Source organism: Pedobacter glucosidilyticus DSM 23534 (assembly GCF_000425145.1).
Classification (GTDB): Bacteria; Bacteroidota; Bacteroidia; order Sphingobacteriales; family Sphingobacteriaceae; genus Pseudopedobacter; species Pseudopedobacter glucosidilyticus.
Genome location: NZ_AULF01000009.1, coordinates 103,726 through 125,231, shown reverse-complemented (window position 1 = coordinate 125,231; position 21,506 = coordinate 103,726). Strand labels below are relative to the sequence as shown.

Genomic DNA, 21,506 nt, shown 5'->3' with positions numbered 1-21,506 from the left:
CTGATTATGTCTTATTTAAATTACAAAAAACTAGCATTTTGGAAATTATAGCACTTAAAGAAGGTTCATACTCTGTAGATTCATCAAAGAAATTTATCCCCTTTGACCCTAGCATTCATAAAGCAAGCGAAAGACCTGCTTCATTGTTTATACACATCAATCCGTTTTTGATTAAAACTGAAAAGGAATTATTAATTCTAGATACGGGTTTAGGTTATCATGATGAGAAAGGCAATCTTATTTTACATGAAAATATTAAAAAAGCAGGTTATCATCCGGATGATGTTACTAAAGTTTTAATGTCTCATTTACATTATGACCATAGTGGTGGGATGGTTTGGAATAATCAGGGCAAATTAGAACCTAGCTTTGCTAACGCAGAATACATTATCCAAAGGGGCGAGTGGGAAACGGCTTATGCTAAGCAATCATCCTCATATAAAACAGAGATTTTTGATGTGATACAAAGATCAGGACAAGTTCATTTTATTGATGGAAATGGAATCTTAACCGATGAAATTAGTTATGAACTTACCGGTGGGCATTGTGAATTTCACCAAGTATATTATATAAAAAATGCAGACCAAGAGATTTTTTTTGGTGGCGATGTAGTGCCTGAACCAGAACAGTTACAAAGAAATTTTATAGCTAAATATGATTTTGATGGAAAACTAGCTAAAGATTTAAGAACTGAATATGGTAAAAAAGCAGCACAAAACCATTGGATTTGCTTATTTTATCATGCTAAAAACAGGACTATCGGTACAGTAAAAGAAGACGAACAAGGAAATATTACGGTAAGTGCTTTTAGTTAATACCTAAACTATCATACAAACTCTTTATCTTTTCTACAGTTAATGGTTTAGAAATAAATTTGTTTACTGTAGAAAAAGTTTTTGATTTACTGATATCATCATTGTATACAGATGAAGAAAGCATATTGATAACTATCTTTTTTGATAGCTGATGAGCTATTTTAGCGTACTCTTCTAAAAACTCCCAACCATTCATAACAGGCATATTGATATCTAAAAAAATAATATCAGGAAGCTCTTCTTGGTTATTTAACCCAGAAATAATATAATCTATCCCTTCTTGTCCATTTAAACAAGTAGAAACTTTTGCTCTTGGTGGTATCTTGTCTATTAGTTTAGCGGCTATAAAATTATTGATTTCGTCATCATCAATAATTAAAATATGTAAGGCTTGATTCATCATATATGGGCTCTTTTACGAAAGAGTTTAAATAAAGTTTTTATTAATTATAAAGTTTCGAGTTAGCCTAATAAAATTATTCCGCTATTATAATCATTAATCATAATTGATACAGTATAATTTAAAAATTGTCTCAAGTTTTATACCATAAATATTAATTCGTAAAGATTAATCATATATAATCTATATAAGGAATACAATACTGTATTTTAATTTGTATTTATTTAACATTTAAAGTTGTAATGCTATTTGGGAAACATTTATTGGGGACAAATATACACTATTGGTTAATTACAAGCATTATTTTCTACACAAAATAAAAAAAGGGGATAAAGTGTTTATACTTATCCCCTTATTGATGATTTTAAATAATTCTATTGCTTATTTTTTAGCAACTAAATTAATATTAAGCTCGAAATCATCATTAATTGCTTTATCTCCTAAGCTATCAAAGAAACTTTTAGAGCCGTATTTGATATCATATTTAGTTCTATCTACTTTAACACCTTGAGCAACTGCTACCAAAACACCATTCTTAATACTTACAGCGGCAGGAAATGTTATAGGCTGGGTAATCCCTTTTATAGTTAAATTACCAGTAATATTTACTTTTCCAGAACTAACAGGAGTAACTTTAGTGATTGTAAATTTTGATTGCGCATGTTTATCTACTCCAAAAAAGTCGTCGGCTTTTAAATGCCCTAACAATTTTGCATTCATCTCACCTTCCAAATCAGTTACTGTCATGCTGTTCATATTGATGATGAAGTTACCTCCAGACAACGCATTTCCATTATAGTTTAATACGCCTGATGAAAGTTTGATTTCACCTCGGTGCTCACCTGTAACTTTTTTACCAATCCATTCGATTTTTGATTTTTGAGTATCAACTTTATACTCTACAACGGCAGGCTTAAATGCTACCATAATCATGCTTACTAAAGCAATTAATAATATTCCTTTTTTCATAATTTTTAATTTTGTATTGCAAACCTACATAAATAATTTACATGTTTAAACATGTAAATATCTATTTACATTATACTGACATTATCAAAAGCAGTTTAAATGTATTCGGATTGGTTAAATGTTAGTATAAAAGTACTTCCTAAATTTAATTGGCTACTTACTTCTATTGACGCACCTAAAGATTCTAAATGGGATTTTAATATAAATAAACCTAATCCCTTACCTTCAATATTTTCATGAAATCTTTGATACAAACCAAAAATTTTATCTCCATTTTTTTTCATATCAATACCCAAACCATTATCAGAAACTTTTAAGATAACTTGATTTTCTACTTTAAGTGTTGAGATATTTATTTCTAAATTTCTATCATTTGATTTATATTTTAAAGTATTGGTTAATAAACAATAGATAGCACTTTCAAAATATTGCTTAGGGTAAAACAGAAAGTTTTCTTCAAAATGCAATCTTATTTTAGCGTTGGCTTTTAGTATTTGAGGCTCTAGGGAAGTAATTACTTTTACGAACTCTTCTTCAAGATTAATTTTTACTGGATATTTATTTTCTGATGCAATTTGATGAGAGACAATTTCTATCAAATCATTTAATACGTTGCTGAGTTTTTGAATGGAGATATTTATTTTATCAATAATAATGGCTTGTTCGTGATTTAGATCAGGAAGATGCAACATATTAAACAGTGTTTCCAGATTTACTATGGGTGCTCTTAAATTATGAGAAGTGATATAAGCAAACTTTTTAAGCTCGCTGTTGCTTCTTAATAATTCTTCCGAAACTTTGATGAGTTGAAATTCTTTACGTTTAATGGTATCAATATTAATCACAATGCCTGATACGATATGCTTAGCTATTTGTTCTCCAAAAGTAAAGGAGGCCATAACATATAAATAATCTCCATGATTACTTTTTAATCTAAATTGTACAATTTGTTGCTTTTCAATACTGTTTCTAAATCGTAGAAAACTTTTAACAACATTTAACCTGTCATTGGGATGTATATAATGCAGTAAATTTATTTGATTTAATGTTTCTTGATAAGTTATTCCTAAGATCTTGCACCAATCTTTACTCACAAAAGCTTTTTGTTGCTGTAAATCCCAATCCCAAAGACCAATATTTGCACTTTTTATAGCCAACTTTAACTTTTGTTCATTCCTTTTAGCAAAGCTCTCGGCAGCTTTTCTACTTTCAATTTCTGCCGATAACTCTGCTGTTTTAACTCTAACTCTTTTTCTCAATTGCCAATTGATAAAAGAAATAATAACGATAACAATTAAAACAACAATACTTAGATAAATTAAGGGTTTAAGCCATTTACTTAAGCTGCGATCTTCTGCGTTGTAGATAAAATCCTTTAAAGTTAAATCTTTGTTTGCAATACCTAATTGTTGGTAAATTTGAAGCATATACTGCCATCTACCTAAATTCATGTGACCAATTTGTACTAAATCTGGCATGATTAGCTTCCTTACTTCCGCTGCTTCTACCTTTAAAAAAGCTTTGTTATTACCATGCTCTTTAACACCTGGTAATGTTAGAATATAGGTAATCATTTCATCTTCATGCGCTAGTGCATATTCCCAGCCTTTTAAGGTTGCCCTAATAAATGCATCTGTTACTTGGGTATTACGGTAAGCAAAAGATCTAGTTGTAAACAAAACATCTCCATAAAAATCAACACCATATTCTACTGGCCTAATCATATTGAGCTTTAACCCTAATTGATGAAGTCTTTGTGGTTGTGTGGTAATATAGGTAACAACAGCATCGGCTTTGCCGTCGGCAATTTCTTCTGAATCTTTTTTTCTAGGGATTATATTTATTAAGTCTTCCTTTATACCTTCTTTTAGTAAAGTAGCTTTAACAATATTCCATCCTTGATCTTGATCTGCTAAGATTGTTTTACCTATTAAATCAGAAGGTTTTAATATATTTTTTTCTTTTAAACTTAAGACTACATAGGGAGATGATTGCATGATAGTTGCTAAAACAACTAAAGGATTCTTTTTAGAATTTCTAAGAATTATATTAGGATCAAAAATTGCGACATCGGCTCTGCCTTTTAAAACTTCATTGATAGGTGATACTGATGGACCTCCAGAAATTAACTGAACATTTAAACCTTCTTCCTTATAATACCCTCTAATAAGTGCCGCATAATAACCTGCAAACTGAAATTGATGACGCCATTTGAGCTGAAGCTTAATCGTGTCTTTTTCAGAAGCATTTAAAATTTTAAGTACTAAAAGAAAGCTAGTTAAAAATGATATTAAAAACCGCATACTTATAGCTGAAACATAATTTTAATGACAATATTTTTCTTGTAAAATATTTATTTTATGTTTTAAACTTAAACAAAAAAAGCTGGATAATCCAGCTTTTTTTTATGAATGAAGTTATTCTCTTTCTTAAACAGTTTCTTCTAAGTAGGTTTCTAATGGTGGACAAGAACAGATTAAAGTTCTATCACCATGGGTATCATTAACCCTACCTACGGAAGGCCAAAATTTATACTGAGCCACATAAGGTAGAGGGAATGCCGCTTTTTGTCTGGTATAAGGTTTATCCCAATCATTACCTGTTACTATTGCAGCGGTATGTGGCGCATTCTTTAAAGGATTATTTGCTTTGTCTAATAAACCAGTTTCAATATCAGCTATTTCATTTCTTATAGCTATCATAGCATCACAGAATCTGTCTAACTCGTGTTTAGGTTCAGATTCTGTAGGCTCTACCATCACTGTACCAGCCACAGGGAATGAAACTGTTGGTGCATGGAAACCGTAATCCATCAATCTTTTAGCGATATCTGTAACCTCGATACCTAAAGTTTTAAACTCTCGGCAATCCAAAATCATCTCATGTGCACATCTTCCATTCGCTCCTGAGTATAATACTGGATAATTTTGTTCTAACCTAGCTTTGATATAATTTGCATTTAGGATAGCATATTTAGTAGCGTTAGTTAAGCCCTCAGCTCCCATCATAGCTATATAGGCATGAGAAATTAATAAAATAGATGCAGAACCCCAAGGTGCCGCCGAAACTGCATTTATAGATTTTTCTTGACCGATATCTACCACAGCATGCCCAGGCAAATACGGAACTAAATGTTTAGCTACACCAATTGGCCCCATACCTGGGCCACCACCTCCATGTGGAATGCAAAATGTTTTATGTAAGTTGAGGTGACAAACATCGGCACCAATATTTGCCGGAGATGTTAAACCTACTTGTGCGTTCATGTTGGCACCATCCATATAAACCTGCCCTCCATGCTGATGGATAATATCACAGATTTCTATGATAGACTCTTCAAAAACACCATGAGTTGATGGATATGTTACCATTAAACAACTTAAGTTAGCAGAGTGTTCTTCTGCTTTTACTCTTAAATCTTCAACATCAATGTTTCCTTTTTCGTCACATTTAGTTACCACGATTTTCATTCCTGCCATAGCAGCAGAAGCCGGGTTTGTACCATGTGCAGAAGATGGAATTAAAGCAATATTTCTATGGAAATCTCCTCTATCTTGATGATAGGCTCTGATAACCATTAAACCTGCATACTCACCTTGTGCACCAGCATTTGGTTGTAAGCTCATGGATGCAAAGCCGGTTATTTCGCTTAACCAACGGTTTAACTCATCCATAATCTGCATATAACCACCAGTTTGATCTATTGGCGCAAAAGGATGCAAATTTCCAAACTCTGGCCAAGTAACCGGAATCATTTCTGTGGTAGCATTCAATTTCATGGTACATGAACCTAAAGCTATCATAGAGTGGCATAAGGATAAATCTTTTGCTTCTAAAGATTTGATATAACGCAGCAACTCATGTTCTGAGTGATGACTATTAAATATAGGATGCGTTAAATAAGCTGATGTTCTAGTTAAAGAAACAGGAATAGTACTTGCTAAATCTCCTCTTAAAGCATCAACATCTATATCATTTTGATTGATACCTTTTACTTTTCCAAAGAATCTTACTAAGGTTTTAATATCTGCTACAGAGGTAGTCTCATCAATAGCAATGGTTACGATTTCACCTTGGTAGTTTAAGTTAACTTCGTTATTTAAAGCTTCTGCTTTGATAGCATTTACCAATGCTCCTACGTTAAACCTTACCGTATCAAAATAAGCTTGGTTTTCTTGTTTATAACCTAGCTGTTGTAAAGCATTAGACAATAAAACAGCTAAACCATGTATTCTTTCTGCTATAAGTTTAAGCCCTTTAGGGCCATGGTAAGTAGCATACATACCAGCCATAATAGCCAATAAAGCTTGAGCCGTACAAATATTTGAAGTTGCTTTATCTCTTCTGATATGTTGCTCTCTGGTTTGTAAGGCCATACGCAAAGCGTAATTTCCATGAGCATCAATAGTTACCCCAATGATACGGCCTGGCATAGACCTTTTGTACTCTTCTTTTGTAGCAAAAAAAGCGGCATGAGGCCCACCAAAACCCATTGGAATACCAAAACGTTGGGTTGTACCTACAACAATATCAGCGCCCCATTCTCCTGGAGGAGTTAATAAAGCTAAACTCATAATATCTGCCGCAACAGTAAGTTTTATATTTTTTTCATGAGCTTTATTAGCAAAATCGCTATAGTCAAATACTTCACCATTACCTGCTGGGTATTGAACAATAGCACCAAACATATCTTCTGTTAGCTCTACGGTTCTATGGTCGCCGATAACAAGCTCTATACCATAAGGCTGCGAACGTGTTTTTAGAATATCTATGGTTTGTGGGAATACTTCCTCAGAAACGAAAAATGTTTTTGCAGCATTATTTTTCCTTAAACTATATTGCATAAACATCGCTTCTGCAGCTGCAGTTCCTTCATCTAACAAAGACGCATTGGCTATTTCCATTCCGGTTAAATCAATAACCATCGTTTGGAAATTTAATAGCGCTTGTAATCTACCTTGCGCAATTTCTGCCTGATAAGGTGTGTATTGCGTGTACCATCCTGGGTTTTCTAAAATGTTTCTTTGGATAACACCTGGCACAATAACACCGTAATAACCTTGCCCTATGTACGATTTAAAAATCTTGTTTTTAGAAGCCGTTTGTTTAAGATGATTCAGGTATTCGAACTCACTTTTTGCCGAAGGTAAATCCATAGCACCTTTAAGACGTATGTTTTGCGGCACTGTTTGGGCAATTAGTTCTTCTAAAGAATTTACCCCAACAGCATCTAACATTTCTTGGGTATGCTGCTCATTTGGTGCAATATGCCTTTGCTCGAACAGTTCCTGATAATCAACATTTAATTTCATTTAAACGGAAGTTTTTAAGATGCGCAAAATTATGAAAAATGAGGGTGCTTTTATAATAGAAACAGCATGAAATTGTAAAGATTAAAATACAAGTAGCTTAAAAGTTTAAACCTTGTTTTTTGGGTTTCTTTTGAAATGAAAGATGGAAGCTATATAGATAATCCTAGAGGTTTCATCTATACTGTAAATGATGATAAATGGAAATTTTTTGACAACCAATTCTCTTAGTTCTCTTATCTTTTTGGGATAGTGTTTTGGATTTTCTGATATTAAATTAAGATGTTTATAAATCTCGGTTTTAAAATCATCACCTAAACCTAATTTTTGTTCTTGATACCAACAAAAAGCATCCAGAAATTCTTTCCTACTCTTTTTCGTTAGTAGTACTTTATAGCTCATGAAATAGTGTTAGCTTTTATTTTCTCTATATCTGCATCTATTTCTTCCAAAGAAAAGGCCTTATTTGTACCATTCTTGCATTTTTTTACCCTGTCCTCAAAATCCTTTACTAAGTCTTTATCTTCCCACCAATTAAAATCTTTTACAATATCATCTTCTAAAAGTGCAAAAATAGCTTTGACTTTTTTTTCATCTGCCACTTTTATATATTCTTGTAATTTGATTCTTATTGCTGAGATTGTCATGATAAGTGCTTTGTGTAAATATAATTATTTCAACTGATACAAATATCTTTGGATAGTATTTTCTAAGCCTAGATAAAGTGCATCGCAAATAAGTGCATGCCCTATACTAACTTCTAACAAACCTGGTATATTTTGCGCAAAATATTGAAGATTATGTAAATCTAAATCATGCCCGGCATTGATGCCTAAACCTACTTTATTGGCCATTTCGGCTGCTTTTACATAAGGTAATATAGCTTTTTCTTTATCTTGATGATAATTTACCGCGTAAGACTCTGTATAAAGTTCTATTCTATCTGTACCTGTAGTTTTTGCGGCTTCAACCATTTCTGGATTAGGATCTACAAAGATAGATACCCTGATACCAGCTTGCTTAAAAACAGCAATAATATCTTGTAAATAGTTTTGATGTTTGATAGTATCCCAACCGTGGTTAGAGGTAATTTGCCCTAAAGCATCGGGTACTAAAGTTACTTGTGCTGGTTTATTTGCTAAAACCAATTCTACAAATTTTTCTTCTTGGCAATTGCCTTCTATGTTAAATTCTGTTTGGATTTGGCCTTTTAAATCGTAAACATCTTGATAGCGAATATGTCTTTCATCGGGACGAGGATGTACGGTTATTCCTTGTGCTCCAAAACGCTCGCAGTCTAATGCTGTTTGTAATACATTAGGGTTATTACCACCTCTTGAGTTTCTTAAAGTGGCTATTTTATTGATGTTTACTGATAATTTGGCTAATGACATATACAAAGGTATCATTATGCTGTGATACTGTAAATACTTAGTACAGGTTTTGAAAAATAAACCGGGGCGTGGGCGATACCCCGCAGTACATTTGTAGCTTTTACGTAAAATGGACGAGGAGTAAAGCAAAGCACCGGACTAGCCTTAAAATGAAATGCTGCCATTGCTTTTCTTAATAAAACTCCTCCGTAACTACATAAAAAAACCGCCCTGTGGGTACAGAGCGGCTTGGATTAATCGTCTCCCGATAGCTATCGGGACAACAATTAAAAATATTAATAACGGTATGCGTCTGATTTGAAAGGACCTTGTACAGTAACACCAATGTATTCTGCTTGGTCTTGACGAAGTTCTTCTAACTCGACACCGATTTTTGCTAAATGCAAACGAGCTACTTTCTCGTCTAATGTTTTTGGTAAAACATAAACTTTGTTTTCGTAAGCTGATGAGTTTGTATATAACTCTATTTGCGCTAAAGTTTGGTTTGTAAAGGAGTTAGACATTACAAATGATGGGTGACCAGTTGCGCAACCTAAATTAACTAAACGACCTTCTGCTAAAACGATAACGTCTTTACCATCAATAGTATATTTATCTACCTGTGGTTTAATTTCGATTTTGGTATCGCCATAGTTTGCGTTTAACCAAGCCATATCAATCTCGTTATCGAAGTGACCAATGTTACAAACGATAGCTTTATCTTTTAAGGCTTTAAAATGCTCGCCTCTTACGATGTCTTTGTTACCAGTTGCTGTTACCACAATATCTGCCTCTTTGATAGCGGTAGCGAGCTTTTTAACTTCGAAACCTTCCATTGCAGCTTGTAAAGCACAAATTGGGTCTATTTCTGTAACAATAACTCTAACACCTGCGTTACGTAAAGAGTCTGCAGAACCTTTACCAACATCGCCATAACCGCAAACAACAGCTACTTTACCAGCCATCATAACGTCTGTAGCTCTGCGGATAGCATCTACTAAAGACTCGCGACAGCCATATTTATTATCGAATTTAGATTTGGTTACAGAATCGTTAATATTGATTGCCGGCATTGGAAGTGTTCCTTTTTTAACGCGATCGTGTAAGCGTAAAACACCTGTAGTTGTTTCTTCTGAGATTCCTTTGATACCTGCTGCTAGTTCTGGATATTTATCTAAAACCATATTGGTTAAATCGCCACCATCATCTAAAATCATGTTTAGAGGCTCGCGGTTTTCGCCAAAGAATAAGGTTTGCTCAATACACCAATCAAACTCTTCTGCATTCATGCCTTTCCATGCGTAAACAGGGATACCTGCGGCAGCAATTGCAGCAGCTGCGTGATCTTGAGTTGAGAAAATATTACAAGAAGACCAAGTAACATCTGCTCCTAATTCTACTAAAGTTTCAATTAAAACTGCAGTTTGGATGGTCATGTGTAAGCATCCTGCAATTCTTGCTCCTTTTAAAGGTTTGCTTGCGCCAAATTCTTCTCTAAGAGCCATTAAACCTGGCATTTCTGCCTCGGCTAATTCAATTTCTTTTCTTCCCCATTCGGCCAAGGAAATATCCTTCACTTTGTAAGGTACGTAAGTTGTCTCTACTGATGACATAGTTGTTTTATTTAATTTTTTAATAATCAATTAGTTACGCAAATTTTAAAATCATATTTGCACACTATTTACACACCTTGCGTGATTATCTTAGACAAATCTAAATAAAGTTTAATTGGAAAACTAATCAAATAAAAACCCTTGCCGTATTATGACAAGGATTATAAAGACTAATGACGTTAACAATTTTCAGTTGAAAGGATTTTGCCCAGCGAATAACTTACAAATGCTAAATCGTATTCAATCCCATTCTCAAAGTAGGTTATTTGTTTGTTTTCTTCATCTACCTCAAAAAACAATTCAGCATCTAATACTTCCACAGTTAAACGTCTAGCGTTCTTTTGCCTACCATTGATGAGATAAAGAGCATCGTATTTGATAAGTTCCAATTCCAGCGCATCAGGGTCAACGATATATCGTTTTACTGTATTAGGCCAGATTTGCCTTTCTTCTTGCTTTTGACTACCGTCTAGAATAGCATCGAAGTTTAATTTTGTGATTTGTAAGGTTAGGGTTTTCATACCCTAATATAGTAAAAACCTTAAAAGTGTTTATAAATAGGGGTATTATAGGCTTTATTTACAGCTTCAATCTCTTCTAAATTGATATGCTTTTTTACAGCATTAATGCTAGGGTATCTTAGTTTTACTTGACCTTCTGCTATCCAACGCTTTACAGTTTTCTCACCATATCTTCTAAAAGCTTCTGCTTTACTTATCCAAGGCTTGATTAGACCGGCTTTTGTTAATGCTGTTTGAGCTCCAATTTCAGCTGCATCAGCCAACATGTTTCTAAGGGTTAAAAGTGTTATTTCCATTTTTGTGTTTTATTAGTTCGCGTTCAATTTAAGTTTAACTGAGGGCAATAGATGGGGAAATTGTTTATACAGTTCTAATCTTCTGGTAGATACCTTCAAATTTTCTTGCCGGGACATAACCACCCATATATTTGGTTTAATAGCATTCATCATTTCTATTTCTACCCTCTTATTTGGGTTTACAGTTAATACTTCTATACTTTCATCATCTACAACAATAAAGGTGTTAGGTTTACCGTCTGTAAATTGAAAATATAAATTTTCACTACACATAGGTACAGCGTAAAGTATGGTGCCTTCTACAATGTCCGTATTGTTCGGTCTTTTTTGCACTTCAAATCTCATTAAATGACCGAGTTGTCTAGCTTTCGCAATTTGTTCTATAGTATCCATTACTTTTCGTCTATTAAGAGTTTCACACCTAAAATTTCGCAGTTAAGAATATCTAACAGTTCTTCTCCCATCTTTATAACTTCTTCTAAAGGTGCGTTCTCAATCCAAATTTTGTACTGCTCAATTGTCGTTATCATAGCTTAATAGATTAAATTTTCAATTTTAAAACTTCTGAATGAACCTTGTTCAAGGTCAAAATATGCCATTGTTTTGTTGCTACTAGGTTGCCCTTTGAATTCGTAATTGACATGAGGTGCGTGTAGTGTCCCAACGGCTGTTCTTATACTGCCATCAACTTTTTTATAAGCAAATTCTACAACACCTTTGAGCATCTTATATTTCAACTTTATTATTGCCCAGGCGTGTTTTAATGCCTCTGAAAAATTCTTGAAGCTGCTATTTAACTGCCATGCAGTTTTAAATACTAATGATCTCATACTTATTAAATTATTGATGATCTAAGTGCGATTCTTTTTTCTAAATTTTCAAGTCTTAAGTAGGGCAAACCTTCTTTAACTTTTTCTTCGTTCATTCTAACATACAGGTCTAGAACCTTAGGCATATTAGGGTTTCTTTTTGCGTATTCTGCATTTAACTGTTTTTGTAACTTTATAGATTTCATATACCGCTATTATTAATTGAATGATACAAATGTATAATTCAATTATTGTTTATTTGTCATAGAAACGTAATGTTATACAAAAGTATAATTCAATTTAGATTATTATTATCTTTACAGTATGAAGGAAGAAGATTTTAAAGAGATTTTAGAGCGTCCAGAGATAAACGCTACTGGTATAGCTAACAAAATGTACGAAGGTAAAAGCAATCCACGCTCAAGACTCTATAATAAGGTTAATAGAGTAAAGTCTGGACACAGTACCCAGCAATTAACGGATGAAGATTTGAAAAAAGCCTGGGGGGTTCTAAAAGATTTAGCGGATGCGATAAACGATAAAGCTCCTAAGGATTAGATAGTAATATGTTTTTTTAATATTTTAGTACTATGAAAAAATCATTACTATTCGCTTTGGCTCTTTTTATCATCTCTTGTAAAGGCAGTTCAAATAAACCGACAACAGCTAATTTAAATGAGTATCGTTTAACGCTTAATTTTTATGAAAAGGATTCCACTTATTCAATCCAATCAGAAAATGATACAACGGCATACATGGAAGCGCTAGATTTGTTCTATAAAGAAATGATAAAACAAAAGGAATTGACCTTTTTTGGTGAACCAACAGGTTTTTCAATCGTTGATAAAAAGAACATGGACTTGACTATTAAGCTCGATGAAAATTTAGTTAGTAGACTACAAGACAGGGCTAAAAGCGTACCAGACGTAAAAAAAATGCTTGATGAAAATGCCATGGATAGCTTAGTAATTCAGTAGTACTTCAGGAATCAACAAGTACTACTGAATTCGATATATTAAACCAATTGTTGCAATAATCTCCATGCACCACCAGCATAAATTAATTGCATAGACCATTGTAAGGTTATAGCACTATTTCCACCATCATTTCTAACAAAGATTGTTTTGCCGTTTCCTTGAAGGGTTACCGTTGAAGCGGTATTTTTTGCCACCCAAACGGTGCGACCTTCTTCTGGATTGGCCGGTAAAAAAACATTACCGCCTGAGGTAATTAATACATAGTAATCATCTTTAGTTAAAGTATAGCCTGATGCTGAAATTTTAACTTCATTTTCTATACCTCTGAATTTTGAAAGTCCATTACCCGCATAGAAAGCATAGTTTAGGTTTCCGTTCTTAGCATCGCCTAGAACAGCCACATTTGCACCTCCAAAAATACCACTGTTTTCAGTAGAATTTTCAACTTTAAAGGATATGGTATTGGGACTACCCAGTTGATTGCTGTATAAATCAAATGCAACTTCTCTTTTGTTTCCTACAACATTGCCGTTTTTTCTATATAAAAAATAACTTTCTGATATAGTAATATAATTGCTGTTAGCTGCCCAACTACTTTCGTCCCCAAGACGTAAATCATTAACACCTATATCTAAACAACCTATCTTGCCTTTAGTTGAATAAAAACTACCATCTTGCTGAACTCTATAAGGTGCTGTATTCCGATCTGCATAAGGAGCTCCAGCCCAAAACCTTACACTATTGCCGGGTGTGGCATCTACCACACCAGACACACCGGCGTTGTTATTACCGGCAGCATCGCCAACTAACATAACACCTGAAGCACATCTATTATTAAGAGCACTTACTTTAAATTTTAATCTTGTTGTTTTATTCATCTGCTTAATTTTGTGGTTTTTATATCGAAAGTTTCACCAATTGTATTACATAAGGTGCTCCCTTTCCTTAAAGTATTTAATATTGAGGCTGAACAATCGTTTAAACGGTTGTACTGCGAAGGAAAGTAGGAATGTAGTTCTTTTGCTACTTCATCATTAAAAGTCGCTAGAACATAAATTATCCTGCCGGATTTTGGCTTCAATAAGTGGCTTTGACCGCTTTTGGTATCTCTAACATAAATGAAAGGTTTATCGTTTAGCAGACCACAAATAACAAATACGCAGTCCCCAATTATTTTATTGTTAACCTCTATCGTAGAAACTTTAATATTATTGATGATAGTAAACAAATCCTCAACTGATTTATCGTTGCTTTCTATCAGTATTTCTTTTACTCTATAAATAATATCATCTACTCCATTACCTGCAAAAAATAATCTGGGTCTTATCTCATATAGTTTTGTAACCTCTTCCTTTAAGGGTAAACCGCTTTTTATATTAAATGCTTTCTTGTCGGTACCCACATATATGTTTTCACCTTCTAAATCTATACTTGCTAATATTATACTCATGGCTATGTCTAGTTGCTCTTTGGCGGTAACTACATGGAAGTCAAACTGCTTTTTGCTCAAATCAAATCCAGCTCTGTAACATTTCATCGGTGTAAAACTTTTGCTGTTTTGCTCCGTCAGCTACAACCTTTCTTAGTTCAGCTTCTTTCTGTTTAATAGTATTTGCGCCCTGTACAAATCCTTGAGGGTCTAAATCACTACTAAAGTTTAAGCCACCGTTTGATATATCTACAGGCATATAAATAATTTTAAAAGTCTAATAAAAATAAGGGTAAATATCTCATTAACAAATATTTACCCTTATTCTATGCCCGAATTTGCGCCCCTTCGGTTAATTATTAATTTCTGTTTTCAATTGATAAATTATATGGTATTTCTACAGGAATAAGTTGACCATTATCATTAAATTTCAGAAAAGTTCCATAAAAGTCATACATGGTTAGTCTTCGCTGGAATAACTCGTAGTATGCGTTTGATAATTCATTTAAAATCTTAACAGCCTCTAAATGTTTTTTATGTAGCTGTATTTTTGCTTCTGAATCTGCATAAATTGTACAATCTTCAGTTATATCTTTTTGGGCATTCTCCAGAATTAACGGATTGCCATTTTTATGGAGAGCTATATACTTGAAATAATCCTTATAGGGTATGTTTTTGATAGGTTCAAAAGCTTCTTTTAAGTCTTCAAGAAGTGGTTCTTTTATATCATTACAACTATTTTGGATATATAGTAAAGGTTTGTTTTCTTTCTTAAGTTGTAATTCAAAATTCTTGACAAAATCACCTACAAAAACATCAATTCCTTTGAAAACTAATGTTTTAGCAATATTGGTATCTAATGGATTACCAATAATTCTAAGTAGAACGTCATTAGCGTTTTTAAGAGCATCAGAGAGTAATTGTAAGTTCGATAAAGATTTATTTTGTTTTTTTGAATCAATTGAGATAAATATCTTTTCCATGTTATAAAGCGTTAATAGTGTGGTATAAATTTGGGTCTGTGTGTTTTAAAAAGTTGTTTAGTTCAGCACTAACTGTATAAGCTGTTCCGTTTTCGATTGCAGCTAAAAGAGCTTTCTTTTCATTATACATATCGATGTAGTTCGTAGCACCCTGAAAGGTGCTAGTTTTGATAATAGGGGGCGATATTATTATATTTTCCATTTTGTTTAATTATTAATACCCTTTATAGATTCCTTGCTTTTTGGCTGCTTCTCTTTTCTCGTTTTCTGATTTTTGCCAGTCGAGATAATTCTTAACCGGCTCCGATACCTTTGCAGGGTCTTCTTCTTTCGGTGGCTGTAATTTCCTGAGCTCTTTTGAGGCCTCATCCAAATTTTGTAGCATTTCTGCAATTAGTTTCTGTTCCATTTTTATTTATTAAGTGTTTATTTGACATTTATTATTCGTATTTCATTTATTAACCATTTACTCAAAGTCTATACTTTCAAGTTTTTCGGAAACTGAGATTAAAACCTGAAACAAGAGCCTATTTGACTCAAGATATATCTGATTGATTGTCAAGCAAGTGTCTAAATCTGGCTTATTGTTCCAAGCTTCTAAAGTTTGTTATATTAATTGGGTGTTTTGAATAACTTTCTTAATTTTCTCACTATTTGTCATGTTAATATTTGATTAAATTGTTGAGGGGTTAATATTTCATCACAGATTTTAACCTCTAAAGAGTTTGCAGGGATTAAAAAAGGAAAATTGAATAACTTTGATAAATCGATTATCTCAGGGGCTTCAACGTGTGGTGTAATGTCCAAGGGGTTCCCATAGCCTAAAGCGTATAACTTTCTGGCAGCTTCTTTTTGATCGCCGTTGCACTCTAGTTGAACGAATACGGCCCAATGATTAAAAGCTTTAGCTCTGTCGACTTTTAAACCTGTGTCGGGGTCAGTTGACCATACGAAGAATAGTTTTCTTTCACTACAATAATTTGCACTAATACCCGAGGTCTTACCGGGCCTTGTGTATCTATTGTTTGTGCCTTTTGTTTCAATATAAGCCCAACCGTGTTCGATTAAAAGTTCTTCAATTAACGCCCCGCCTCTAATGTTAAAATCATCTGCTACGCTATAACTATTACTTTTACCAGAATAGTTGTTTTTTGGCTTTTTAGGTTCATCATATAAATATTCAAATATTTTTGATTTTTCGTTTATAAAAGGGTTTGCATCATAGCTGTAAAACCTACCACTTGCCACATTACTGGGGGCGGGGTCTAATTTTACATGATACGTCATTAAGAAATACCTTTCCATTGCTGCAAAATGTTTTTTATGAAATGCTGGCTCTGAAATTTTAAATAAGCCACAAAGGCCTTTACCTCTTGCAGATAAGCTACAAGCATAAACGAACGGGTCGTCTTTCAGTAAACGTTTTAAGGGGTCAACCTCAAACGCTTTCAATTTGTCAATGTCAAAGGCTATGCAGCCGCTATGCTTCTTTAAACTGGCTTCATTTCGAGTTGGTGAAAAAGTACCGCTTGCTGTGAAGGCGGGTAAATTCTCGGTCTTCATCAGCTTTTGTATATCCTCAATCGGTTCGGCTCTTATGCTTTCAATGATGTCTTTACAACCCATGTCAAGAAAAGGCTCTAAGGGGTGAATAGTGGCTATCGGTTTTAAAAAATGTATTTTCTCAAATTTTGATATTTCCATAATGACTTTTCGGTTTGTTATTTTACTAATTACCTGCTTTCAAATTTTTATACTTTTTTATTCGTGGTTTGGTGTGTTAGTTACCCCCTATATATAGGGGGATAACAAACCACAAACCCAAAACCGGTTTGTTATTTTGGTTTGTTAACAAACCGTTATCTACTATCGAACCGACGTCCTTAAATGAATTTATCATCTTCTTTTTCCGGGTTTAGTTCGTATAAAATTTCGTTGTTTCGCTTACCTTTTTGAAGGCATAAGTATTTTTCTCTCACATAAAAATTTAGAAATTCCCTTGATCGGTTATAAACCATTTTATCAATCGTGGCATCTACAAGAGAATTGTAAGCGACTATAAATTCGTTGTAAAAATTTGAACCATTTAATTGATGTTCATTATGGAAAACCTTTTGTAAAACACTAACATGAAATTCATAATCAATTTGAGTAGGTAAGGGCTTTTTGTTTTTGGTTTTTGCGGATTCAGGTGAAAGCCAATCTTTAATTAAATAAGGTATTCCAGCATCTGACCTACCAAGTGCGAAACCCTCAAATGGTAAGCCCCTTGATAATTCCGGGGATATAAGAATTTGATTGATAGCGTCTGTCTCAACTTTTAACGCTATTTCCACCTTATTATTTAATTCTGTACCTAAATGGCCCCTAGCGTTATTGTCAGATTTATTTTGATGTAAAATATTTATTATGTGGCAATTGTAATTCTCTACCCATTGCATTAAATGGGTTATAACGTTTGATACTTGATCCTCGTTATTAATGCTACTTACTAAATCCCTTACACCATCAATTACAACAACCTCAGGTTTATTATTATATAATATTTGTTCTATCGCTTCAAGTCTCTCATTAGGTGACAGGGTTTTTAAATCATAATACTGTAGAAATTCTGAAGAATCTAAAAAAGCAATAGATAGTATCCAGTGCTGCGTTCTGCTGCCATAGTACGACCCTTGTTCTGTATCAAACCAAATAACTGAAACCTTGTCTTTTAGCATTTGTGCAATCATCCAAGCGACAGCCGACGTCTTGCCTGCTTTAGCTTTAGCTTTAACTAGAGAAAGGGATTTCTTTGTAAAAAGGGAAATACCGTTAATACTAAAAACGCTTTCTGGTTTAGGTAAATCCAAGCATTGGTGTATTAAGAATCTAGAGTAATCCGGGGCTATTTTAAGGCCTATCGTTTTGGCTTCTAAAGCGTTCATTTATGTCCCCCCTTATTATTAAAAAATTCTGGCAAAGCAGCCTTTACTTTTTGGTAAAAGATATTAGGGTCATTGAGATATTTAATATCAGTTATACCCGATAGGATGACTATATCATTACACTTAACAGTTATATAACATTTTTGGGTATTGTAAGGCGCAATATCTATTATTAAGTTATTGGTATACAGTGATATATTATTGTGTAAGGGTTTTGAATTTCGTTTTTTATTCTTAGTTTTGCCTTGCCTTGCGAAATTAGAGAGAGTAAAAGGAGTTTTCATTATTTTGAGACTCCTTTCTTTTTATTGCCAACTTTTAAAGCTTCTATCGGGTCTTCCTTGCTTTTTATTTCAACCCTTCCGCTTTCCATATATTCTTCAATATCGGATTGAAGAAAATAAAGCTTTCCACCTTTCTTAATGTGTTTTATTTGGTTTTTGCAGACCATTACACGTAAAGCGTTGGGTGTTTTATCTAAAAACCGAGCTGCTTCAACAACGCTTAAATATTTAAAAGACGTTGAGGATTGTGTTGCAGCAGAACCTATCAGGCTTTCTAAATGATTGAGTTTATTAAGGATTAACTCAAAAGGATTTTGCATTACATTAGTTTGCATTGGGTAGACCCTCCTTTGCCTTAGTAGTTAACGCTTGTAATACTTCTTCACTATTGAATGCTAGTTTTTTACCAACAGAAATAAAAGGTATTTTTCCGCTATTTTTGATTTTCTGCGCTGTAAACTTAGAGCAATTTAGAAGTTCTTGGAGACCTTTCAGGCCATACACATCAGGTTTATTCACTTTCGTAAATTTTAAAGATTAATGATTAGCAAACGCCCTTGCTTTTAATTCTCAACTTTTTACGTAGTGGTCTTTTTTCCTTTTTTGCGTTTTTGCGATTTTTCAGTAAAGTCGAAGCGACTTAAGCCACAATATTTCTTTTATCAATCATAGCCGTTTACGAGCGTGAAACCGTCTATAAAAATCAGATTAAAATATCTGTCTTTCGCTTGCCCAAATATACTAATATATACCTTAGTTAAACATTAAATATTTTACAAATAACTGATTTATAGATGTTTGCCTTTGGCAATCGTAATAAAAACGTATAATAATTAGGTCTTTTTTGTTATTCATCTTAAAATTTTAAGACAAATAATAAAAAATACTGACTGTAATATGACAATTCTAGTCTAAAAGATTATCGGTGTAAGATTGAGCGTTATTATCTGTGAACTCACCTAAATAATTCTCTGTTGTTTTTATACTAGTATGCCCTAACTGCTTGCTAATAAATACTACTGGGGCGTTATTGTTCATTAGGTTGGTGCTAAAGCTATGTCTAGCGTAATAGCTAGATATATCGGTTGTAATATCTAATTTGGCAGCTATCTTTTTAAGATTGGAATTAATGCTTGCAATTACGAGCCTTGTGGTTTTTTGGATTTCTAATTCTGAAGCATTAGGATTTAATATTTTGAACACTAGGGGACTGGTTCCTCTTTTATTCCCTTGTCTGTCTATTATATCAAACATGACCTTGTTTAAGGTGATAGAAATTACATTTCGTCCGCCTGTTTTACCGGCTGTTTTTTTCCTTATAAAAGTAAAGACATCGCCTTTTACATCAGACCAACGAAGGGAAAATATATCTATAAGATTCATTCCGCTAGCTAGGTATGAGAATATGAAAAAGTCCTTTGCTTGTTGCTGCTTATCGGTCAAAGCCTCATAATTCAAAATTTGCATTATTTGAGCTTTCGTCAAGGCTCTTTTGTTTCCGGCTGGTACTGGTATTTTATAACCCCTATTATTTTGTGGAGTGTGGAAAGGGTAAACAGAAGGGTGTACAACTTGATCGCTGATAGCATCGTTAAAAATTGCCCTTACTCTAATCATGTAGATTGATAGGGTAGTTTTCGAGTACTTAGGTTCTTTCTTATTGTTTTTTATGCTTAAGGCCCAAGACTCAAACTCACTTAAGTATTTAGGTGTGATACTATTTAATAACAACTCACTGTTATTTTTTTCTGATATGTAAACAGTTAAGAGGTTTGCAGCTTGTTTGTATAAATTAGCATTCCCAAACTTTTCTTCTAATCTAAGTTTTTCTGATTTACTTATTAATAGGGAAATTAAATCTAACCTATTACCTTTTTGACGAAATCTAACTTCGAATGTATCAAAATCAAAGGGATAAAGAGTGTCGATAATTTGCGTTGCCTTATTAAGTAAACTTATCAAATCATCATGCTTTTTAATTATAGTTTTATTCCGTCCTCCCCCAGTTATAATTTTGTCAAACTCCTCTTTATGATGAGGGCCATTGCAATTGTGTACGGTACTATAATACCGAACCTCTTTACCATTACCCACACGTATTTTAATAGGAAAACTACCGTCTGCTTTTTGTCGCCTTTTGTCTAAATAGATTTGCGCTGATGCCATATTACAAATATAAGAATTTGCACACCATTTGCACACCTTTTATTAATACCACGAAATATTATTAAATAAAAAAAGCCTATAAATCACTATTATAAGCTTTTTTTAATATGGTGCAAAACTATGAAATCTATAAAATTATCACTACTGATGACATAGTTTTTTTATTTTGTGAGCTGCAAAGATACCGCTTAGGCGGATGAAATTCAAATGGTTAATGGTAATGAGATTGTTAAGATTTTGGTATTTTTATAGCCCTCATCTAAAATTCATTATAAAATGGAAGATTACTATAAAAAAGAGTTTAAAATATCACAAATAGAAGAACTTTTGAAAATAGGTGAGGCGATTGATGCAACTAATGGAGTTTTACAATCTACAATACCGCCACAGCTTCTCTCCAAAAAACCCTGATATTATCGGTATTCACTTTTTTTCAGCCTGCGCAAGATTATAATTTTCTTGTGCTCTTAACCAAAAATCAAGACTTGTATTAAAAACTTTGGCGAGTTTTAATGCCATTTCAAGACTAATACCTTGCTTCTGATTGATGATGGCAGATAAAGTTTTACGACTAATTTCTAACCCAGCAGCAACTTCTTCCAAAGTCAGTTTTATTACTGGTTTCTTCTCTCAAT

General features: G+C 33.4%; 32 protein-coding genes. 4 read left to right on the top strand and 28 right to left on the bottom strand.

The features are described 5' to 3' along the window. Nucleotides 1–38 precede the first annotated feature (38 nt). Nucleotides 39–815: an MBL fold metallo-hydrolase gene (locus H510_RS0103100; RefSeq protein WP_026902972.1), complete on the top strand. Its 777-nt coding sequence runs from the start codon at nucleotides 39–41 to the stop codon at nucleotides 813–815. Here the strand turns inward: H510_RS0103100 and H510_RS0103095 are convergent. The 15 genes from H510_RS0103095 to H510_RS0103030 form a co-directional block, all read right to left on the bottom strand. After that, the gene (locus H510_RS0103095; protein WP_026902971.1) at nucleotides 808–1,218 is read right to left on the bottom strand and encodes a response regulator; all 411 of its coding nucleotides are present in this window, start codon (nucleotides 1,216–1,218) and stop codon (nucleotides 808–810) included. The two genes, H510_RS0103100 and H510_RS0103095, sit on opposite strands and share 8 nt — an antisense overlap. A gap of 378 nt (nucleotides 1,219–1,596) precedes the next feature. After that, a complete protein-coding gene (locus H510_RS0103090) occupies nucleotides 1,597–2,184 on the bottom strand; it encodes a YceI family protein (protein ID WP_026902970.1) in 588 nt (195 codons plus the stop codon). A gap of 95 nt (nucleotides 2,185–2,279) precedes the next feature. Further along, entirely contained in the window at nucleotides 2,280–4,487 is a 2,208-nt protein-coding gene (locus H510_RS0103085) for an ABC transporter substrate-binding protein (RefSeq protein WP_026902969.1), read from the bottom strand. A 126-nt stretch (nucleotides 4,488–4,613) separates the two neighbouring features. Continuing rightward, nucleotides 4,614–7,496, bottom strand: coding sequence for an aminomethyl-transferring glycine dehydrogenase (gene gcvP / locus H510_RS0103080; protein ID WP_026902968.1), 2,883 nt, complete (start codon nucleotides 7,494–7,496; stop codon nucleotides 4,614–4,616). A gap of 105 nt (nucleotides 7,497–7,601) precedes the next feature. Further along, nucleotides 7,602–7,895: a type II toxin-antitoxin system RelE/ParE family toxin gene (locus H510_RS0103075; protein WP_026902967.1), complete on the bottom strand. Its 294-nt coding sequence runs from the start codon at nucleotides 7,893–7,895 to the stop codon at nucleotides 7,602–7,604. Then, nucleotides 7,892–8,140 carry a hypothetical protein gene (locus H510_RS0103070; protein WP_026902966.1) on the bottom strand — a complete coding sequence of 83 codons (249 nt, stop codon included), beginning with the start codon at nucleotides 8,138–8,140 and terminating at the stop codon, nucleotides 7,892–7,894. Before H510_RS0103070 ends, H510_RS0103075 begins: the two co-directional genes overlap by 4 nt. Before the next feature lie 24 nt (nucleotides 8,141–8,164). Continuing rightward, nucleotides 8,165–8,887: a pyridoxine 5'-phosphate synthase gene (locus H510_RS0103065; RefSeq protein ID WP_026902965.1), complete on the bottom strand. Its 723-nt coding sequence runs from the start codon at nucleotides 8,885–8,887 to the stop codon at nucleotides 8,165–8,167. A gap of 14 nt (nucleotides 8,888–8,901) precedes the next feature. Next, on the bottom strand, nucleotides 8,902–9,051 hold the full coding sequence (locus H510_RS20075) for a hypothetical protein (RefSeq protein WP_155977795.1): 150 nt from the start codon (nucleotides 9,049–9,051) through the stop codon (nucleotides 8,902–8,904). Between the two features lie 111 nt (nucleotides 9,052–9,162). After that, nucleotides 9,163–10,479, bottom strand: a complete 1,317-nt coding sequence (ahcY, locus tag H510_RS0103060) for an adenosylhomocysteinase (protein ID WP_026902964.1) — start codon at nucleotides 10,477–10,479, stop codon at nucleotides 9,163–9,165. A gap of 179 nt (nucleotides 10,480–10,658) precedes the next feature. Continuing rightward, nucleotides 10,659–11,000, bottom strand: coding sequence for a hypothetical protein (locus tag H510_RS0103055; RefSeq protein WP_026902963.1), 342 nt, complete (start codon nucleotides 10,998–11,000; stop codon nucleotides 10,659–10,661). A 20-nt stretch (nucleotides 11,001–11,020) separates the two neighbouring features. After that, the gene (locus H510_RS0103050; protein ID WP_026902962.1) at nucleotides 11,021–11,296 is read right to left on the bottom strand and encodes a hypothetical protein; all 276 of its coding nucleotides are present in this window, start codon (nucleotides 11,294–11,296) and stop codon (nucleotides 11,021–11,023) included. Nucleotides 11,297–11,308: 12 nt separating this feature from the next. Continuing rightward, nucleotides 11,309–11,689 (bottom strand): hypothetical protein, encoded by a 381-nt coding sequence (locus H510_RS0103045; RefSeq protein WP_026902961.1) that lies wholly within the window; start codon nucleotides 11,687–11,689, stop codon nucleotides 11,309–11,311. Beyond that, nucleotides 11,689–11,826 (bottom strand): hypothetical protein, encoded by a 138-nt coding sequence (locus tag H510_RS20070; protein ID WP_155977792.1) that lies wholly within the window; start codon nucleotides 11,824–11,826, stop codon nucleotides 11,689–11,691. The genes H510_RS0103045 and H510_RS20070 overlap by 1 nt, the downstream gene beginning before the upstream one ends. 3 nt (nucleotides 11,827–11,829) lie before the next feature. Continuing rightward, nucleotides 11,830–12,126 carry an SH3 beta-barrel fold-containing protein gene (locus H510_RS0103035; RefSeq protein ID WP_036691714.1) on the bottom strand — a complete coding sequence of 99 codons (297 nt, stop codon included), beginning with the start codon at nucleotides 12,124–12,126 and terminating at the stop codon, nucleotides 11,830–11,832. Between the two features lie 5 nt (nucleotides 12,127–12,131). Next, nucleotides 12,132–12,311: a hypothetical protein gene (locus H510_RS0103030; RefSeq protein WP_026902959.1), complete on the bottom strand. Its 180-nt coding sequence runs from the start codon at nucleotides 12,309–12,311 to the stop codon at nucleotides 12,132–12,134. Between the two features lie 118 nt (nucleotides 12,312–12,429). Between H510_RS0103030 and H510_RS0103025 the strand changes: the two genes are divergently transcribed. Both H510_RS0103025 and H510_RS0103020 read left to right on the top strand, forming a co-directional pair. Then, nucleotides 12,430–12,663 (top strand): hypothetical protein, encoded by a 234-nt coding sequence (locus H510_RS0103025; protein WP_026902958.1) that lies wholly within the window; start codon nucleotides 12,430–12,432, stop codon nucleotides 12,661–12,663. A 32-nt stretch (nucleotides 12,664–12,695) separates the two neighbouring features. After that, a complete protein-coding gene (locus H510_RS0103020) occupies nucleotides 12,696–13,082 on the top strand; it encodes a hypothetical protein (RefSeq protein WP_026902957.1) in 387 nt (128 codons plus the stop codon). 38 nt (nucleotides 13,083–13,120) lie between these two features. On the opposite strand, the gene H510_RS0103015 is transcribed toward H510_RS0103020, so the two are convergent. The 12 genes from H510_RS0103015 to H510_RS0102960 form a co-directional block, all read right to left on the bottom strand. Then, entirely contained in the window at nucleotides 13,121–13,960 is an 840-nt protein-coding gene (locus H510_RS0103015) for a hypothetical protein (protein ID WP_026902956.1), read from the bottom strand. Next, nucleotides 13,957–14,619, bottom strand: a complete 663-nt coding sequence (locus tag H510_RS0103010; RefSeq protein ID WP_026902955.1) for a hypothetical protein — start codon at nucleotides 14,617–14,619, stop codon at nucleotides 13,957–13,959. Before H510_RS0103010 ends, H510_RS0103015 begins: the two co-directional genes overlap by 4 nt. After that, a complete protein-coding gene (locus H510_RS20065) occupies nucleotides 14,594–14,770 on the bottom strand; it encodes a hypothetical protein (RefSeq protein ID WP_155977789.1) in 177 nt (58 codons plus the stop codon). The genes H510_RS0103010 and H510_RS20065 overlap by 26 nt, the downstream gene beginning before the upstream one ends. A gap of 100 nt (nucleotides 14,771–14,870) precedes the next feature. Continuing rightward, the gene (locus H510_RS0103000) at nucleotides 14,871–15,494 is read right to left on the bottom strand and encodes a hypothetical protein (RefSeq protein ID WP_026902954.1); all 624 of its coding nucleotides are present in this window, start codon (nucleotides 15,492–15,494) and stop codon (nucleotides 14,871–14,873) included. A 1-nt stretch (nucleotide 15,495) separates the two neighbouring features. Then, entirely contained in the window at nucleotides 15,496–15,696 is a 201-nt protein-coding gene (locus H510_RS0102995; RefSeq protein ID WP_026902953.1) for a hypothetical protein, read from the bottom strand. A 12-nt stretch (nucleotides 15,697–15,708) separates the two neighbouring features. Next, nucleotides 15,709–15,903, bottom strand: a complete 195-nt coding sequence (locus H510_RS0102990; protein WP_026902952.1) for a hypothetical protein — start codon at nucleotides 15,901–15,903, stop codon at nucleotides 15,709–15,711. 248 nt (nucleotides 15,904–16,151) lie between these two features. After that, nucleotides 16,152–17,198 (bottom strand): BT4734/BF3469 family protein, encoded by a 1,047-nt coding sequence (locus H510_RS0102985; protein ID WP_026902951.1) that lies wholly within the window; start codon nucleotides 17,196–17,198, stop codon nucleotides 16,152–16,154. 179 nt (nucleotides 17,199–17,377) lie between these two features. After that, a complete protein-coding gene (locus H510_RS19450; RefSeq protein WP_162143048.1) occupies nucleotides 17,378–18,346 on the bottom strand; it encodes an AAA family ATPase in 969 nt (322 codons plus the stop codon). Between the two features lie 71 nt (nucleotides 18,347–18,417). Continuing rightward, the gene (locus tag H510_RS20655; RefSeq protein ID WP_026902950.1) at nucleotides 18,418–18,705 is read right to left on the bottom strand and encodes a hypothetical protein; all 288 of its coding nucleotides are present in this window, start codon (nucleotides 18,703–18,705) and stop codon (nucleotides 18,418–18,420) included. Then, a complete protein-coding gene (locus H510_RS0102970; protein ID WP_162143047.1) occupies nucleotides 18,705–19,025 on the bottom strand; it encodes a helix-turn-helix domain-containing protein in 321 nt (106 codons plus the stop codon). The genes H510_RS20655 and H510_RS0102970 overlap by 1 nt, the downstream gene beginning before the upstream one ends. Nucleotides 19,026–19,029: 4 nt before the next feature. Beyond that, nucleotides 19,030–19,224, bottom strand: coding sequence for a DUF3853 family protein (locus tag H510_RS18130; RefSeq protein ID WP_036691712.1), 195 nt, complete (start codon nucleotides 19,222–19,224; stop codon nucleotides 19,030–19,032). Between the two features lie 387 nt (nucleotides 19,225–19,611). Beyond that, entirely contained in the window at nucleotides 19,612–20,871 is a 1,260-nt protein-coding gene (locus H510_RS0102960) for a tyrosine-type recombinase/integrase (protein WP_026902948.1), read from the bottom strand. Between the two features lie 276 nt (nucleotides 20,872–21,147). Between H510_RS0102960 and H510_RS20535 the strand changes: the two genes are divergently transcribed. After that, a complete protein-coding gene (locus tag H510_RS20535) occupies nucleotides 21,148–21,282 on the top strand; it encodes a hypothetical protein (RefSeq protein WP_281168235.1) in 135 nt (44 codons plus the stop codon). Between the two features lie 12 nt (nucleotides 21,283–21,294). Here the strand turns inward: H510_RS20535 and H510_RS19815 are convergent, their stop codons facing one another. After that, nucleotides 21,295–21,474, bottom strand: coding sequence for a HigA family addiction module antitoxin (locus H510_RS19815; RefSeq protein ID WP_211226538.1), 180 nt, complete (start codon nucleotides 21,472–21,474; stop codon nucleotides 21,295–21,297). Nucleotides 21,475–21,506: the final 32 nt, after the last annotated feature.